This window comes from Roseomonas sp. KE0001 (assembly GCF_016107285.1).
Classification (GTDB): domain Bacteria; phylum Pseudomonadota; class Alphaproteobacteria; order Acetobacterales; family Acetobacteraceae; genus Pseudoroseomonas.
Map to the genome: position 1 here is coordinate 358,647 of NZ_RCVQ01000005.1, position 16,572 is coordinate 375,218.

Here is a 16,572-nt window from a genome sequence, read left to right on the forward strand (position 1 = left end):
GCATGGAGGGCGGGGCGCTGGGGTTGAGCCCGGAGGAGTGGCAGGCGGTCCGCCTCAGCCTGGCCGTGGCGCTGCGCTCGGTGGCCTTCGGCCTGCCGCCGGCGGTGCTGGCGGCCTGGCTGCTCGCGCGCGGCCGCTTCCCGGGCCGGGCGCTGCTGGATGCCCTGGTGCACCTGCCGCTGGTCATGCCGCCGGTCGTGGTGGGCTGGCTGCTGCTCGTCACCTTCGGCGTGCGCGGGCCGGTGGGCGCGCTGCTGAACGACTGGTTCGGCCTACGGCTGGTCTTCACCACCGCCGGCGCCTCCCTGGCCACGGCGGTGATGTCCTTCCCGCTCATCGTGCGGGCCGTGCGGCTCAGCCTCGATGCCGTCGATCCCGGCCTGGAGGCGGCGGCCCGCAGCCTTGGCGCCGGCCCGCTGGACCGCTTCCTGACCGTCACCCTGCCGCTCGCCCTGCCGGGCATCCTCTCCGGCGCCGTGACCGCCTTCGCCGCCGGGCTCGGTGAGTTCGGCGCCGTCATCACCTTCGCCTCGAACATTCCCGGCGAGACCCAGACCCTGCCGCTGGCCATCTATGCCGCCACCCAGACGCCGGGGGGCGAGGCGACGGCCGCCCGCCTGGCCGGCTTCTCCCTGGTGCTGGCGGTGGCCGGGCTGCTGCTGGCCGAGATGCTGGGGCGCCGCATGCGGGTGCTGCTGGGCCAGGGCCCGCGCTGATGCCGCACGGCCCGGACCCGCTCCGACCGCCGCTGGAGGTGGCCCTGCGGCATCGTTTTCCAGACGGCGGGGGGAACGCGGGCTTCGCGCTGGACGCCGCCTTCACCGCGCCCGCCGGCCGGGTGACGGCGCTGTTCGGCCCCTCGGGCTGCGGCAAGTCGACCGTGCTGGCCGCCGTCGCCGGCCTGCTGCGCCCCGATGCCGGCCGCATCCTGTTGGGCGCGACGGTGCTGCTCGACAGCGCCGCGCGCCGGGTGCTGCCGCCGGAGAAGCGGCGCTGCGGCGTGGTGTTCCAGGATGCCCGGCTGTTCCCGCATCTCTCGGTGGAGGGCAACCTGCGCTACGGCCAGCGCCGGGCGCCGCGCGAGGCGGAGGGGGAGGAGCCGAGCTTCGGGGAGGTGGTGGCCCTGCTCGGCATCGAGCCCCTGCTGGGCCGCCGCCCCGCGGCGCTCTCGGGCGGCGAGCGGCAGCGGGTGGCGCTGGGCCGGGCCCTGCTGGCGCGGCCCCGGCTGCTGCTGCTGGACGAGCCGATGGCGGCGCTGGACGCCGGCCGCAAGGCGGAGTTGCTCCCCTTCCTCGCCCGCCTGCGGCAGCGGCTGCGCATCCCCCTCCTCTACGTCACCCACGCGCTGGAGGAGGTGGACCACCTGGCGGACCGCATGGTGCTGATGCAGGCCGGCCGCGTCCTGGCCGAGGACACGCCGGAGGCGCTTTCCCTCCGGACCGACCTGCCACTGCTCGCCCTGCGCCGCGATGCCGGGGCGGTGCTGGCCTGCACGGTGCTGGAGCACCTGCCGGACCGGGGGCTGAGCCGCCTGTCCTTCGCCGGGGGCACGCTGCTGGTGTCGCTGCTGGCCGCCGCGCCCGGTTCCGCCCTGCGGCTCCGCATGCGGGCGCGGGACGTCTCGATCGCCACGCAAAGGCCGGCCGGCCTCTCCGTGCAGAACATCCTGCCGGCGGAGATCGAGGCCATCGAGAGCCCTCGCCCGGCGGAAATCATGCTGCGACTGAAGGTCGGTGACACGCGGATACTTTCCCGCATAACGAGAGATGCTATCGTAAGACTCGCGCTTGTGCCGGGGATGCCCGTCTGGGCGCTGGTCAAGTCCGTCGCCTTCAGCGCCACCACCCCGGAGGCAGGCGGCCCGGCATCGGAGTGAGGGCGCCCGCATGGGGAACGAGGTTACGCTGCTGGCGCAGGAGGGGCTGGAAACCGTCCTGGGCGAGATCGCCGGGGCCTTCACCAGGACGCATCGCGCGCCGGCGCGGGTCGTTTCGACCCCGCCGCAGGATATGCGCCATCGCCTCGACATCTACCCGGCACCGGATCTCATCGCCGTGGCCGGCCTGGCCCGGGCGCGGGCGGCGACGCGGCCGGGATCGACGGCGCCCGCCGTGGTCTTCGCCCGCGGCCTGCCCTGCCTCTATCTGCGGCCCGGCCTGCTGGACCGGCCGCGCCCCGCGCTGGATCTGCTGCTGGACCCGGGGCTGCGGCTCGGTCTCGCCGTCGCCGCCGATGGCGCCGCCCTGGCCGGCGGCGTCCTGGACCGGGCGGAGTTGCTCGCACCCGGCGCCCGGGCGGCGACCGAGGCGCGGGCGCTGCCGCTGCCGCATCTCGCCGGCACCGGGCGCGGCCTGGGTCGGGGCCTGCGCACCGGCCGCTTCGATCTGGCCCTCGGCCTGCGCTGCGGTGCCGCCGTCACGCTGGCCGCCTGCCCGGGCGCCAGGGTGCTGGACCTGCCGGCCGATCTCGCCGCCACCACCGACTTCGCGCTGGCCCTGCTCTCCGGCCGGCCCGAGGCGGCGTGGCTCTCCTTCTTCATTCTCTCGCCGGAGGGGCAGGGGCTGTTGCGCCGGCACGGCTTCGGCAGCGTGGCCGAGACGGCGGAGAGCTACGATTGCGCCCGCCGCGAGGGCGTGATGGAGTTGCCGCCATGCCCCGTCTCCGCCCTGCCGCCGCCGACGGCGCCGAGGAAGCGCCGCGCCTGAGCATCCGCCTGGATCTGGGCGGCGGCAGGCGGATCGGCCCGGGCAAGGTGCGTCTGCTGGAAGAGATCGGCCGCAACGGCTCGATCTCGGGGGCCGGGCGCGCCCTGCGCATGTCCTATCGCCGCGCCTGGGAGCTGGTTGAGGCGCTGAACCAGGCCGTTGGCCGGCCGGTGGTGGAGACCGCGACGGGCGGCGCCCGGGGCGGCGGCGCGCGGCTGACACCGGCGGGCGAGACGGTGATCCGTCACTACCGGGCCATCGAGGCGGAGAGCAACCGCGTGGCCGCGGAGCGGCTGGGCGAGCTGTCCGGCCTCCGCCCCGGCTGAGCGGGGAACATTGGCCGCGGCAGGCGGGCCGCCTATATCGCGGCCGCCGCATCAGCCGGAAACGAGGAGGCGACAGACATGTTCGAGGCCGCGATCCTGACCAGCACCGACAAGCCCGGGCTCTACCGCGAGCTGGCGGTGCAGCTGGAGGCCCTGTTGCGGGGCGAGCGGGACCCGGTGGCCAATGCCGCCAACATGTCCGCCCTGCTGTTCCACAGCCTGCCCGACCTCAACTGGGCCGGCTTCTACCTCATGCGGGACGGGATGCTGGTGCTCGGCCCCTTCCAGGGCAAGCCCGCCTGCGTCCGCATCCCGGTCGGGCGCGGCGTCTGCGGCGCCGCCGTGGTGCGGCGGGAGAGCGTGCTGGTCGAGGATGTGCACGCCTTTCCCGGCCACATCGCCTGCGACGCGGCCTCGCGCTCCGAGCTGGTGGTGCCGCTGCTGCGGGACGGCGCCGTGCTGGGCGTGATCGACCTCGACAGCCCGCGCCCCGCCCGCTTCACGCCGGAGGACCAGGCGGGGATCGAGGCCCTGGCCCGGATCTATCTCGCGGCATGCGCGGGATAGGCCGATGCGGGATAGGCCGACGCGGGATAGGCCAAGGCGGGATAGGTCAGGCCGTCACGCCCGCGGCGCGCGCAGCGGCGGCGGCAGCACCTCGGCCGGGATCGGGCAGGCATAGGGCCTGCCGCCGGTGCGCTCGCGCAGCTCGGCCTTGGCGCGGGCCAGCAACTCCGGGTCACGGAAGGCGTCGAGCGCCGTCGCCGCCATGGCCTTGGCCGCCTGCACCATGCCCTTGTGCGCATGCGGGCTCTTGCCCTGGGCCACGGCCTGCCAGGTGTGGAAGGGCGTGCCGACCGCCCAGGTGGCGCCCCAGCACTGGACCGTCGGCACGATCTGGCTGACGTCGCCAACATCGGTCGAGCCGTTCCCGGGCCGCGACTGGCCGTCGAAATGCAGCACGCCCTGGTGCAGCGGCTGTCCGCCCACCGCCTCCGGCGCGCCGACGGCGCCGATGCTGTCGGCGATGTCCTCCTCGCTCAGCGTGCGGCGGATGTCGCGGGCATAGGCGAGGTCGGCCTCGTCGAAGGCGGGAGCGCCGAGGGCGGCGAGATTCTCGAACATCCGCATCTCCAGCGCCGTGTTGGGGATGGTGTCGGAGCAGGCCTTGTCGATCTCCAGGCTCATGCGGGTGCCCGTCATGACGGCGGCGCCCTCGGCGCAGGCCTTCACCCGCTCGAACAGCGCCTGCGCCTCCTTCACGCGCGGTCCGCGGATCAGGTAGAGCACCTCCGCCTCGGCCTGCACCACATTGGGCGAATTGCCGCCGCTGTTGGTGATGGCGTAGTGCACGCGGCAGTCGAGCGGCATGTGCTCGCGCAGATAGTTCACGCCGACATTCATGATCTCCACGGCATCGAGCGCCGAGCGGCCCAGCCAGGGCGAGCCGGCGGCGTGCGAGGCGCGGCCGTGGAAGCGGAAGTAGACCTGGAAGTTGGCCAGCGAGCGGGAGGACATGACGCTGCTGACCACGCCCGGATGCCAGGAGACGGCGGCGTCGAGGTCGTCGAAGGCGCCGGCGCGGGCCATGAAGGTCTTGCCCGAGCCGCCCTCCTCGCCGGGGCAGCCGTAGTAGCGCACCGTGCCCGGCAGGCCCTGCGCCGCCAGGGCATCGCGCGCCGCGACGGCGGCCAGCATGGCCCCGGCGCCGAGCAGGTTGTGGCCGCAGCCATGGCCTGTGGCGCCGGGCGTCACCGCCTTCTGCTCGGCGATGCCGGCCTCCTGGCTCAGCCCGGCCAGGGCGTCGAACTCGCCGAGGAAGCCCAGGACCGGGCCGCCGGAGCCGGCCTCGGCCATGAAGGCGGTCGGGATGCCGCCGAGATTGCGGGTGACGCGGAAGCCCTCCGCCTCCAGCAGGGCGATCTGCTCCTCGATCGAGCGGTGCTCCTGGAAGCGCAGCTCGGCATGGCCCCAGATCCGGTCGGCCATGGCGGCGAAGGCGGGGCTCCTGGCTTCGACCTCGGCCGACAGGGTGGCGAGGGACATCGGGTCGTTGCGCATGGATCCTCCTGCGGCGGCGGGGCAGGGGCGTGTGATTAGGCCCGGCCGGTGGGTAGGGGCAAGCGGGCCGGGCGGCGGCGTCCCTGTGAACCTTGCCAGCCGGCCGGAGGAAGAGCCTTGAAAACAGAACATTCCAGGGCGGTGACCGGCCTCCCGCCGCGGTCCGGCGGGCCGGCCTAGCCCCCCTCCGGCAGGATGGCCAGCTCCGCCGCCACCTCCGCCTCCGCCGCCCCCAGCACCGTCAGGGCGTCCTCCTCCGCCACGATCCGCTCCAGCCGCAGCCGGGGCCTCGCGACCTCCAGGCGCAGGCCGGCGGTCAGCGCCGGATCGTCCAGGCTCCGGCGCAGCCGGGCCAGACCCTCGGCCATCAGCGGCGCGAAGTCGTAGACCGCCAGTTCGCTCAGCCGGGCGCGGATCCGCTCCTCGAAGGCGGCGCTGGCGATGGACCAGACGAGGTTGTCCAGCTCGCGGGCGAAGCGCAGCTCGGTCAGGCGCAGCCGCGTGCCGCCCTGCTCCAGCACCGGGCGGGCCCAGAAGATCACCCGGCCCGAGGTGTCGAGCCAGCCGCCGGGCGTCCTGGCCGAGAAGCGGACGGCCAGCGCCAGCCCGGGATCGCTGGGGTAGAGGAAGATGTCGCGGATCTGCAGCCGGACGGTCCATCCGGCGACATCCAGCGGGTAATCGCGCCCGCCGAACTCCCGCATCATCCAGTCGCGCACCATGTCGTAGCCGGCGCGCACGGGGATGGCGAGGCGCAGGCGGCTCGCCTCCGGCGGCAGGTCGCGCAGCGGCGGCAACGGCGGAGCGGGGGCGGCCTTCTGCGCCGTGTCGGTGACGGCGGTGCGGGCACGGAGCGACAGCGGCAGCCGCAGATGGTCCGCCGCGACGACGAGACCGGGCGTGCCGAGGGAGACCGGCTCGATCTGCACGAAAAGCGGCGGCGCGGCGGGCAGCTGCAGCGGAATCTCCTGGCGCCGCCAGAGCTGCGCCACCTCGGCGCGGACCCGCTCGCAGGGGATCAGCCCGTGCAGCTGCGCGGGAAGCTCGCGCAGGGCGGCATCGACGGCGGTGCGCAACTGCCCCTCGACCCCCATCCAGACACCGCCGATCACCTCCAGCCGCGGCGCCTCGGTCCAGTCATAGGCGATGTCCATGGCGACATGCGGGCACCAGCCCTGGTCCAGGCGCAGGCCGAGATCCGCCTGCACCCTGGCGGCGGCCTGGAAGTTCTTCCGCCCCAGCCCGACGGTGTCGGCGAGCCAGCCGCGCAGCCCCGCCGTGCCTCGCGCATCGACGCCGAAGCTGGCGCGCAGCCGCCCGCCGGCCTCGGAGAAGGCGACCGGCGTGGTGCGGCGGAGGGTGAAGTCGTAGCGCGTGTCCTCCCCTTCGCCGGCATGGCTGAAGGAGGCGGGAAGCCGCTGCTCCACCGCCTGGCGGAGCAGATCGAAGGACACGCGCAGGTCGACGGAAAGGCTGCTGTCCCGCGCGGGCAGGGCCAGGCGCGCGGCCCGGCGCGGCGGCTCCTCCGACAGCACGAGATCGCGCACGCGATACCAGTCGGTGCCGCGCCAGGCGGCGCCGAGCAACAGCAGCAGCAGCAGGGCCGACAGGCCCCGGCGCAGCCAGCGCCAGCGCATCGCCGCCGCTCCGCCTCAGGCCGCGCGGCGGGAGGGGCCGGCCGCCGTGATCAGTCCAGCCCCTCGCAGCCGAGGCGGCGCAGCGCCGCGTCCACCCAGCCCGTGTCGTTGGTGCCGGCCTCGATCTCGGCGATCTGCTTCGCCTCGGCCGCCTGCTTGGCCGCCGCCGCCGCCTGCACCGTCTCCAGCTCGGCATAGGGCACGCAGAGCAGGCCGTCGGCATCGCCGAGGATCAGGTCGCCCGGCTCGATCACCATGCCGTCCAGCGCGACCGGCACGTTGATCTCGCCCGGCCCGTCCTTGTAGGGGCCGCGATGGGTGACGCCGGCGGCATAGACCGGGAAGTCCTGCCCGGCGATGGCGGCGCTGTCGCGGATGGCGCCGTTGATGACGATGCCGCCGAGCTTGCGGAAGATCATCTGGCCCAGCATCAGCTCGCCGATCAGCGCGTTGGTCAGGTCGCCGCCGCCATCGACGACGATGACATCACCCGGCTCCGCCAGGCCGATCGCCTTGTGGATCATCAGATTGTCGCCCGGCCGCGTGCGCACGGTGAGCGCCGGCCCGGCCAGCACGGTGGCACCGGCGCGATGCATCGGACGGAGGCGCGGGCCGCCCGCCGTCATCCGCGCCATGACGTCGCTGACATTGGCGACGGGCAGCGGGCGGAAGGCCTCGATCCAGCGGGATTCCGCTTTGCGACGGCGTGGCAGGATGCGGAATCCGACAGGCATGGGCGTCTCTCCGTTGCGGGCGGTCCAGGCTATGGCCGGTCCTGCCCGGCCGCAAGCCGAGGGCGGCCGGGCGTGGTCCTCCTCCGGCGGCATGGCCTCCGCTGGCACGAAACCTGCTTGGTGATTGCCGTCTCCTTCCAGCAGCCCCGGAGGGCCTGTCCGCTGACGACCCCGTCCATCCTGCATCCCATGCCCGATCTCGGCGGCCCCGCCCAGCCGCTGCTGACGGTGCGGGGATTGACCAAGCATTTCCCCCTCTCATCGGGATTCTTCGGCCGCAGTGCCGGCGTCGTCCAGGCGGTGGACGGCGTCAGCTTCTCCCTCCGCAAGGGCGAGACGCTCGGCATCGTGGGAGAATCGGGCTGCGGCAAGTCCACCACCTCCCGCCTCATCATGGCGCTGATGCGGCCCACGGCGGGCGAGGTGATCTTCGACGGCCAGACGGTCGGGCCCGGCGGCATGACGCTGAAGGAATACCGCCGCCAGGTGCAGATGGTGTTCCAGGACAGCTACGCCTCGCTGAACCCGCGCCTGACCATCGAGGAGAGCATCGCCTTCGCGCCGAAGGTGCACGGCCTGGCCGGACGCGACGCGCTGGCGCGCGCGGGCGAGCTGCTCGCCGCCGTCGGGCTCGATCCGGCCAACTTCGCCCGCCGCTATCCGCACGAGCTCTCGGGCGGGCAGCGGCAGCGGGTGAACATCGCCCGCGCCCTGGCGCTGCGGCCACGGCTGATCATCCTCGACGAGCCCGTCTCGGCGCTCGACAAGTCGGTCGAGGCGCAGGTGCTGAACCTGCTGACCGACCTCAAGGCGCAGTTCGGCCTGACCTATCTCTTCATCAGCCACGACCTCAACGTCGTGCAGTACATGTCGGACCGGCTGCTGGTCATGTATCTCGGGCAGGTCGCCGAGATCGGCGCCGTGGACGCGATCTACGACACGCCGGCGCATCCCTACACCGCCGCGCTGCTGGCCAGCCGGCCCTCGATGATCCCCGGCCGCCGCCGCACCGAGCCACCGCTCTCGGGCGACCCGCCGAACCCGATCAACCCGCCCTCCGGCTGCCGCTTCCGCACCCGCTGCGCATATGCCGAGGACCTCTGCGCCGGCCGCGTGCCGGCGCTCAGCCCGGCGCCCTCCGGCCAGGAGGCGGCCTGCCTGATGCTGGTCCCCGGCAGCGGCCACTCGCGCGCGCCCACCCTGGAGGCGGCGGCATGAGCGCGTCCCCCGCACCGCTCGTCCATGTGCGCGACCTCGAGGTCCGCTTCGTCTCACGCGATGCCACGGTGCATGCCGTCAACGGCGTCGACTTCGACCTGGCCCAGGGCGAGAGCCTGTGCATCCTGGGCGAGAGCGGTTCCGGCAAGTCGGTGACGCTGCGCGCGCTGATGCGCCTGAACCCGCCGCGCCGCACCGTGCTGAAGGGCACGCTGAGGGTCGCCGGACGGGATGTGATCGGTGCCTCCGAGGCGGCGATGGCCGATCTGCGCGGCAGCAGCGTCGCCATGATCTTCCAGGAGCCGATGACGGCGCTCGACCCGGTCTTCACCATCGGCCGGCAGATCACCGAGACCGTGATCCGGCACGAGGGCGTCGGCCGGGCGGCCGCCGAGGCACGGGCGCTGGAGCTGCTGGAACTGGTGCAGATCCCCTCGGCGAAGCGCCGCCTCGCCGCCTATCCGCACGAGCTCTCGGGCGGGCTCAGGCAGCGCGCCATGATCGCCATCGCGCTCTCCTGCCGGCCGAAGCTGCTGCTGGCCGACGAGCCGACCACCGCGCTCGACGCCACGGTGCAGATCCAGATCCTGCTCCTGCTGCGCCAGTTGCAGCAGGAGCTGGGCATGGGGGTGATCTTCGTCACCCACGACCTCGGCGTGGCGGGCGAGATCGCCGACCGCATCGCCGTCATGTATGCCGGCCGCTTCATCGAGGAGGGGCCGACCGAGGCGCTGATGCGCGGGCCGCTGCATCCCTATGCCCAGGGGCTGCTCGGCGCCACGGTGCATGCCGGGCTGCGCGGCCAGCGGCTGACCACCATCCCCGGCGCGCCGCCCAACCTGGAGCGGCTGCCGCAGGGCTGCGCCTTCGCGCCGCGCTGCGCCTTCGCCGCCGAGGAATGCCTGGCCGCGGTGCCGTCCCGGCGCAGCCCCGAGCCCGGCCGCGCCGCCCGCTGCGTGCGGGTGCCCGACCTCGCCCTGCACGCCGCCGCCTGAGGAGAAGGCCATGTTCTTCTACCTGCTCCGCCGCCTGCTCTACGCGGTGCCGATTGCCCTCTCGGTCAGCCTGGTCTGCTTCCTGTTGGTGCATATCGCGCCGGGCGACCCGGTCAACGCCATCGTCCCCGCCGACGCCCCGGCCGCCGTGGTCGAGCAGATCCGCCGCGAATACGGGCTCGACAAGCCGCTGCCGGTGCAGTTCGTGCTCTGGCTCTGGCATGTGCTGCAGGGCGATCTCGGCCGCTCGCTGGCCACCGGCCGCAGCGTCTCGGAGGATCTCTACGCCGCCGTCGGCAACACGCTGATGCTGGCGCTGGCCGCGGCCGGCATCGGCTTCCTCGCCGGCACCGCCTTCGGCACGCTCGCCGCCGCCTTCCGCGGCACCTGGGTGGACAAGCTGGCGGTGGCCTTCGCCTCGGCCGGCGTCTCGGTGCCGCACTACTGGCTCGGCATGGTCATGGTGGTGGTGTTCAGCGTCATGCTGAACGCGCTGCCGGCGATGGGGGCGGGGCCGGGCGGTTCGGCCTCCTGGGCCTGGGACTGGCAGCACATCCAGTTCCTGGTGCTGCCGGCGCTGACGCTGAGCGTCATCCCGATGGGCATCGTCACCCGCGCCGTGCGTGGCACGGTGGTCGAGATCCTGAACCAGGACTTCATCACCACGCTGCGCGGCAAGGGGCTGCGCCGGGGCGGCGTCGTGCGCCACGTGGTGAAGAACGCGGCGCCCAGCGTGCTGGCCATCATGGGCCTCCAGCTCGGCTACCTGATGGGCGGCTCCATCCTGGTCGAGACCGTCTTCTCCTGGCCCGGCACCGGCTTCCTGCTGAACAGCGCCATCTTCCAGCGCGACATCCCCGTGCTGCAGGGCACGATCCTGGTGCTCGCCCTCTTCTTCGTGGTGCTCAACCTCGCGGTCGATCTGCTGCAGACCGCGCTCGATCCCCGGATCCGCCGCACATGAACAGCGCCGTGGCCAACAACCCCACCCTTCTCGCAACGCCCGCCGCGCCGGCCCGCAGCAAGGGCTACTGGGCCGGGGTGATGAAGCGCCTCTCGCGCGATCCGGTGACGCTGGTCTGCGGCGCCATCCTGCTGCTGATGCTGGCGGCGATCCTGCTCGCCCCCTGGATCGCGCCGCACGACCCCTACCAGACCAGCATGATCCGCCGCCTGAAGCCGGTCTGGTTCCAGGACGGGCGCTACCCCCTCGGCACCGACGAGCTGGGCCGCGACATGCTGACACGCCTGCTCTATGGCGGCCGGCTCTCCTGGTTCCTCGGCATCACCCCGGTGATCATCGCCTTCGGCATCGGCGGCCTGCTCGGCATCGTCGCGGGCTTCGCCGGGGGCTGGGTGAACATGCTGATCATGCGCACGACCGACGTGTTCTACGCCTTCCCCTCGGTGCTGCTGGCCGTCGCCATCAGCGGCGCGCTGGGGCCGGGCATCTCCAACGCCATGCTGTCGCTGACGCTGGTCTTCATCCCGCAGATCATCCGCGTCTCCGAGACCACCACCACCGCCGTGCGCAACCTCGACTACGTGGAATCGGCGCGGGCCAGCGGCGCCGGCGCGCTGACGGTGGTGCGGGTGCATGTCCTGCCCAACGTCCTGGGCCCGATCTTCGTCTATGCCACGAGCCTGATCAGCGTCTCGATGATCCTGGCCTCGGGCCTCTCCTTCCTCGGCCTCGGCACCCGCCCGCCGGAGGCCGAATGGGGGCTGATGCTGAACACGCTGCGGACCGCGATCTACAGCCAGCCGCTGATCGCCATGCTGCCGGGCCTCTGCATCTTCGCCACCAGCATCTGCTTCAACCTGGTCAGCGACGGGCTTCGCTCGGCCATGGACGTGCGTTCCTGAACCCCGCCTCCCGGAGCCGGACATGACCTTCTCTCTCGACCGCCGCGGCCTGTTCCGCGCTTCCGCCGCCGCTGCCGCCGCCGCCCTGCCGGCCTGGATGGGTCCCGCCGCCATCGGCTGGGACCCGGCCCTGGCCCAGGCGCCGGGCGGCCATCTGCGCGTCGGCATGACGGCCTCGGCCGTGCCGCTCTCCAACGGCTGCCCCGACCAGGGCGGCGAGGGGCAGCGCTTCATGGGCATCACCCTCTACGACCAGCTCGTGATGTGGGATCTCTCGCAGTCCGACAAGGCGGCCACGCTGAAGCCCGGCCTCGCGACGGAATGGGCCGTCGATCCCGGCGACCCGAAGCGCTGGCTCTTCACCCTGCGGCAGGGCGTGCCGTTCCATGACGGCCATGTGCTGACGGTCGAGGATCTGGTCTTCACCTTCGACCGCGCCTTCAAGCGCGACGCGCCCTGGTTTGACGCCCGCGCCTCCGCCCAGGTGACGCCCCGCTTCCCGACGCTCGCGCGCTGGGGCGCCGGGGAGGATGGCCGCTTCTGGCTGGAGACCTCGATCCCCGACAGCACCATCCCCTACGCGCTGACCTGGCTCGGCGTGGTGCACAAGGGCGCCTGGGAGGCGGCCGGCAGCAACTGGGACAACTACCTGCTGAAGGCGGTGGGCACCGGCCCGTGGAAGCTCACCAGCTTCAGCGTGCGTGAGCGGGCGGAGCTGGCCCGCTTCGACGAGTACTGGGACAAGGCGCGCGTGGCGAAGTCGGCGCGGCTGACCCTGCTGCCGCTGCCCGAGGCCAATACCCGCGTCGCCGCGCTGCGCTCCGGACAGGTCGACTTCATCGAGGCGCCGCCGCCGGATGCGCTGGACAGCCTCAGGGCGGCCAACTTCCGGATCATCACCAATGCCTATCCGCACAACTGGACTTGGCACCTCTCGATGGTCGAGGGCTCGCCGTGGCGCGACATCCGCGTGCGCAAGGCGGCCAACCTGGCGCTGAACCGCGCGGAGCTGAAGGAACTGCTGGGCGGGCTGATGATCGAGGGCAACGGGCTGGTGCCGCCGGGCAACCCCTGGGCCGGCAACCCGTCCTTCAAGCTGGTCCATGACCTCCCGCAGGCGCGCAAGCTGATGGGCGAGGCCGGCTTCAGCGCCGCCAACCCGCTGCGCACCCGGATCGGCATCTCCTCCTCGGGCTCCGGCCAGATGCAGCCGCTGCCCATGAACGAGTACATCCAGCAGGCGCTGAAGGAGGCCTATTTCGACATCAGCTTCGAGGTCTTCGACTGGAACACGCTGATCACCATCTGGCAGGGCGGCGCCAAGGGCCCCAATGTGCGCGGCTGCACCGGCATCAACTTCTCCTACGCCGCCTTCGACCCCTACAGCGCCTTCATCCGCCTGCTGAAATCGGATCTGCACGCGCCGCGCGGCGTCAACTGGGGCTGGTTCAACGATCCCGCCTTCGATGCCCTGTTCACCGAGGTCTACAACACCTTCGACGCGGCGAAGCAGGACGCGCTGCTGGCCAGGGTCCATGAGAAGATCGTCGACGAGGCGCTGTTCCTCTTCGCCGCGCACGACCTCAATCCCCGGGCGATCAGCCCCAGGGTGCAGGGCTTCGTGCAGGCGCAGTCCTGGTTCCAGGACCTGACGCCGATCCGCATGGGCTGATCGCCGCGGCGCCCGACTGGAGAGAACGAACGATGCCTCAGGATCTGCGTGCCGAGTTCAGGGCCTGCCTCGCGCGGGCCGGGATCAGCGTCCCGCCCGAACGTGAGCCGGCCATGTACGAAGCCTATCTGGCCTATGCCGAGCTGGCCTCGGTGCTGGACGAGCCCTACCCCTACGCGGCCGAGCCGGCGGCCGTCTTCACGCCGGCGGCGCCGGGCGCCGGGCGGGCGGCGGGGCGGTCGTGAGCGCCGCCCTTCCGCCGCCGGTCCCGGGCCTCGCCGAGGCCTCGGCGCGCATCGCCGCCGGTGAATCCCCGACCGCCCTGACCGAGGCGGCGCTGGCGCGCATCGCCGCGCTCGACGGCAGGCTGCATGCCTTCGTCACCCTGGCCGCGGACCGCGCCCTGGCCGCCGCCCGCCGCGCCGAGGCCGAGATCCGTGCCGGCCGCCGGCGCGGGCCGCTGCACGGCGTCCCCTTCGCGCTGAAGGACATCTACGACGCCGCCGGCCTGCCCACCACGGCGCATTCCCGGCTGCGCCTCGGCCATGTGGCCGAGGCCGACAGCGACGCGACCGAGCGGCTCGAGGCGGCCGGCATGGTCCTGCTCGGCAAGCTGTCCACGCATGAGTTCGCCCGCGGCGGCCCGACCGACGAATTGCCCTGGCCGAACGCGCGCAACCCCTGGAATGTCGAGCACTTCGCCGGCGGGTCCAGCTCCGGCTCCGGCGTGGCCGTCGCCTCGGGCATGGTGGGGCTGGCCATGGGCAGCGACACCGGCGGGTCGATCCGCCTGCCCGCCGCCTATTGCGGCGTGGTCGGCCTGAAGCCGACCTATGGCCGGCTCAGCCGCCACGGCGTCGTGCCACTGAGCTTCGGCATGGACCATACCGGCCCGCTGACCCGGACGGTGGAGGACTGCGCCCTGGCCATGCAGGTGCTGGCCGGGCACGATCCGCGCGACCCGGCCTCGGCCCCGGTGCCGCCCGGCGACTATCTGCGCGAGCTGCGGGCCGGTGTCGCCGGCCTGCGCATCGGCATCGCCCCGCGCTTCAACGAGGAGGCGCTGCTGGATGCCGAGACCTCGGCGGCGCTATCCGCCGCCGCCGAGCTGCTCGCCCTGCTCGGCGCCGAGATCGTCGAGGTGAGGCTGCCGCCGCGACGGGTGATGGATGCCTGCCTGCAGGTCATCCTGTTGGCCGAGGGCTTCGCCATCCACCAGCGGGACCTGCGCGAGCGGCCGCAGGATTATGGCCGTGTGACGCGGGAGCGGCTGATGGTCGGCGCCTTCGTGACCGGGCCGCATTACGTGCAGGCGCAGCGGCTGCGGCGGATGATCGCGGCGGAGGTCGATGCCGTGCTCGCTGGCTGCGACGCCATCCTCTGCCCCGACATCGCCGCGGCCGCGCCGCGGGTCGATGCGGTGGATGAGGGCCCGTTCCGCCGGCAGCATCCCCTGACCGGCCCGTTCAACGCGACGGGTCATCCGGCCCTCGCCGTGCCGGCCGGCTTCGCGGCCAATGGCCTGCCCCTTTCGGTGCAGCTCGTCGGGCGCAACCATGACGAGGCGATGCTGCTGCGCGTTGCCCAGGCCTATGAGCAGGCGGCGGGCTGGATGGAGCGGCGCCCGCCGCTGTGAGCGGCGGGGCCGGGAGGGGCGCGGCCCTCCCGGCGGCGCCTCAGGCCAGCGTCGTCAGGTCCTGGAACCAGTGCTGCGCCTGGGTGTAGCCGGCGACCTTGCGGGTCATCGCGTGCGGGTTGGTGTCGTGCACGACGAAGACCAGCAACGCCTCGTCCACCACGCGCTGGTGCACCTCGGCCATCAGCCGGTCCTGCTCGGCGGTGTCGAAGCTGGTCACCGCCTGGTCGATCAGCCGGTCCACCTCCGCGTCGCTGAAGTGGCTCCAGTTCACCCCCGTCGGCGCGACCTGCTTCGAATGGAAGAAGCGGATCAGCGCGTAGAGCGGGTCGGAGGTGACATAGGCGACATTGTTGGCGGTGACGGCGTTGCGCTTCGCCAGCTCCCCCGCGGCGCCCTGGCGCCAGCAGGTGTAGAGCACCTCCAGCTCCACCGGCACCAGCTCGATCTCCAGCCCGACCTCGCGCAGCGACTGCTGGCAGTATTCGTTGATCGGCATGGAGAGCATCTGCCCCGAGCCGCCGGTCGCCACCAGGAACTTTGTCCTCAGCGGGTTGCGGGGGCCGTAGCCGGCCTCGGCCACCAGCTTGCGCGCGGCGTCGGGGTCGTACTTCACCTCGAATCCCGGCTTGCCGAACCAGGGGGAGGAGGGGTCCACCACGCCCACCGCCGGCTTGGCCAGGCCGTTCATCAGCGCCACCACCTCCTCGCGGTTGATGGCGAGGTTGGCCGCCTTGCGAAGGCGGATGTCGCGCCAGGGCGAGCCCTCCAGCAGCGAGAGATGATAGTTCCAGACATGCGGCGTGACGTTCTCGACGATGCGCGAGCCGGAGGCGCGCAGCTGCGGCACCATGTCGGGCGCGGGGGTCTCGATCATGTCGAACTGCCCGCCGATCAGCGCGTTGGTGCGCGAGACGGCATCCGGCGCGCAGAGCAGGATGATGCGCTCCGCCCTGGCCCGGCGGGCCGGGTTCCAGTATCCGTCATGCCGCACCAGCTCGGCGCTGGCGCGGGGCACCAGCCTCGCCAGCCGGAAGGGGCCGGTGCCGGAGGGCTCGAAGGCGAATTTCTCCCAGCTCCGCCCGAGCTTCTCGTACTGCGCGGGGGAGGAGATCAGGAACCACAGCAGCTGGTAGGGGAAGAGGCTGTCCACCGCCTTGGTGGTGACCTCGACCGTCATGGCGTCCAGCTTCCGCCACGCCGCGACGGAGGGCAGGCGCGGCCGCACCTGCGCCGCCTGGCGGTTGTCGAAGTGCGGCGCCTGGCTGTTCATCACCTTCTCGAAGTTCCAGATCACCGCATCGGCGTCGAAGGCGCTGCCGTCATGGAAGGTGACGCCCGGGCGCAGCCGGAAGATCCACTTCGTCCGGTCGGCGGGATCGGTCTCCCAGGAGGTGGCGAGGCCGGGCACCAGCTTGCCGGGGCGCTCGGCGACATCCATCTCCCAGGCCACCAGCGGATCGTAGATCGTGTGACCGGTGAACTGGTAGGCGCCGGCGCCGCGGTCCGGCTGGCCGGTGGTCTGCGGGATGTCGGCCATCGAGATGCCGTAGCGGATGGTGCCGCCACCCGTGCCCGGCGCCTGGGCATGCGCGGCGCGGACTGCGCCCGGGATGGGCAGGCCCAACCCGCCGCCGATCAATCCGCTGGCCCCGGCGGCCATGAGTCCGCGACGTGACAAAGCCATCTTCACGCTCCCTGCTGAAGTGCCTAGAGGAGGAA

General features: G+C 72.7%; 16 protein-coding genes. 12 read left to right on the forward strand and 4 right to left on the reverse strand.

Annotated elements, in window-relative coordinates; genetic code table 11:
• Positions 1-2: 2 nt before the first annotated feature.
• From modB to D9598_RS12695, 5 genes are all read left to right on the forward strand, one after another.
• Positions 3-716, forward strand: a complete 714-nt coding sequence (modB, locus tag D9598_RS12675; protein ID WP_198366876.1) for a molybdate ABC transporter permease subunit — start codon at positions 3-5, stop codon at positions 714-716.
• Complete coding sequence (gene modC, locus D9598_RS12680) at positions 716-1,876, forward strand: molybdenum ABC transporter ATP-binding protein (protein WP_198366877.1); 1,161 nt, start codon at positions 716-718, stop codon at positions 1,874-1,876. Before modB ends, modC begins: the two co-directional genes overlap by 1 nt.
• Positions 1,877-1,886: 10 nt before the next feature.
• Complete coding sequence (locus tag D9598_RS12685) at positions 1,887-2,705, forward strand: substrate-binding domain-containing protein (protein ID WP_198366878.1); 819 nt, start codon at positions 1,887-1,889, stop codon at positions 2,703-2,705.
• Positions 2,651-3,031, forward strand: coding sequence for a winged helix-turn-helix domain-containing protein (locus D9598_RS12690; RefSeq protein ID WP_198366879.1), 381 nt, complete (start codon positions 2,651-2,653; stop codon positions 3,029-3,031). Before D9598_RS12685 ends, D9598_RS12690 begins: the two co-directional genes overlap by 55 nt.
• A gap of 78 nt (positions 3,032-3,109) precedes the next feature.
• A complete protein-coding gene (locus D9598_RS12695) occupies positions 3,110-3,598 on the forward strand; it encodes a GAF domain-containing protein (RefSeq protein WP_198366880.1) in 489 nt (162 codons plus the stop codon).
• A gap of 54 nt (positions 3,599-3,652) precedes the next feature.
• On the opposite strand, the gene D9598_RS12700 is transcribed toward D9598_RS12695, so the two are convergent.
• From D9598_RS12700 to D9598_RS12710, 3 genes are all read right to left on the reverse strand, one after another.
• Positions 3,653-5,092 carry a M20 family metallopeptidase gene (locus D9598_RS12700; RefSeq protein ID WP_198366881.1) on the reverse strand — a complete coding sequence of 480 codons (1,440 nt, stop codon included), beginning with the start codon at positions 5,090-5,092 and terminating at the stop codon, positions 3,653-3,655.
• A 176-nt stretch (positions 5,093-5,268) separates the two neighbouring features.
• Positions 5,269-6,729, reverse strand: coding sequence for a DUF4403 family protein (locus tag D9598_RS12705; RefSeq protein ID WP_198366882.1), 1,461 nt, complete (start codon positions 6,727-6,729; stop codon positions 5,269-5,271).
• Between the two features lie 50 nt (positions 6,730-6,779).
• A complete protein-coding gene (locus D9598_RS12710; protein WP_198366883.1) occupies positions 6,780-7,463 on the reverse strand; it encodes an RraA family protein in 684 nt (227 codons plus the stop codon).
• A gap of 120 nt (positions 7,464-7,583) precedes the next feature.
• Here D9598_RS12710 and D9598_RS12715 point away from each other — a divergent pair, with 120 nt between their 5' ends.
• Genes D9598_RS12715 through D9598_RS12745 form a run of 7 tightly spaced genes read left to right on the forward strand, consistent with a single transcriptional unit; the run spans position 7,584 to position 14,850 of the window.
• The gene (locus D9598_RS12715) at positions 7,584-8,681 is read left to right on the forward strand and encodes an ABC transporter ATP-binding protein (protein ID WP_370592013.1); all 1,098 of its coding nucleotides are present in this window, start codon (positions 7,584-7,586) and stop codon (positions 8,679-8,681) included.
• On the forward strand, positions 8,678-9,676 hold the full coding sequence (locus D9598_RS12720; RefSeq protein ID WP_198366884.1) for an ABC transporter ATP-binding protein: 999 nt from the start codon (positions 8,678-8,680) through the stop codon (positions 9,674-9,676). Before D9598_RS12715 ends, D9598_RS12720 begins: the two co-directional genes overlap by 4 nt.
• A gap of 10 nt (positions 9,677-9,686) precedes the next feature.
• Positions 9,687-10,640: an ABC transporter permease gene (locus tag D9598_RS12725; protein ID WP_198366885.1), complete on the forward strand. Its 954-nt coding sequence runs from the start codon at positions 9,687-9,689 to the stop codon at positions 10,638-10,640.
• Positions 10,637-11,542 (forward strand): ABC transporter permease, encoded by a 906-nt coding sequence (locus tag D9598_RS12730; RefSeq protein ID WP_198366886.1) that lies wholly within the window; start codon positions 10,637-10,639, stop codon positions 11,540-11,542. Before D9598_RS12725 ends, D9598_RS12730 begins: the two co-directional genes overlap by 4 nt.
• A gap of 22 nt (positions 11,543-11,564) precedes the next feature.
• A complete protein-coding gene (locus D9598_RS12735) occupies positions 11,565-13,214 on the forward strand; it encodes an ABC transporter substrate-binding protein (protein ID WP_198366887.1) in 1,650 nt (549 codons plus the stop codon).
• 32 nt (positions 13,215-13,246) lie between these two features.
• Complete coding sequence (locus D9598_RS12740; RefSeq protein WP_198366888.1) at positions 13,247-13,459, forward strand: hypothetical protein; 213 nt, start codon at positions 13,247-13,249, stop codon at positions 13,457-13,459.
• Entirely contained in the window at positions 13,456-14,850 is a 1,395-nt protein-coding gene (locus tag D9598_RS12745; protein ID WP_198366889.1) for an amidase, read from the forward strand. The genes D9598_RS12740 and D9598_RS12745 overlap by 4 nt, the downstream gene beginning before the upstream one ends.
• 40 nt (positions 14,851-14,890) lie before the next feature.
• Here the strand turns inward: D9598_RS12745 and D9598_RS12750 are convergent, their stop codons facing one another.
• On the reverse strand, positions 14,891-16,537 hold the full coding sequence (locus D9598_RS12750) for an ABC transporter substrate-binding protein (protein ID WP_198366890.1): 1,647 nt from the start codon (positions 16,535-16,537) through the stop codon (positions 14,891-14,893).
• Between the last annotated feature and the right edge of the window lie 35 nt (positions 16,538-16,572).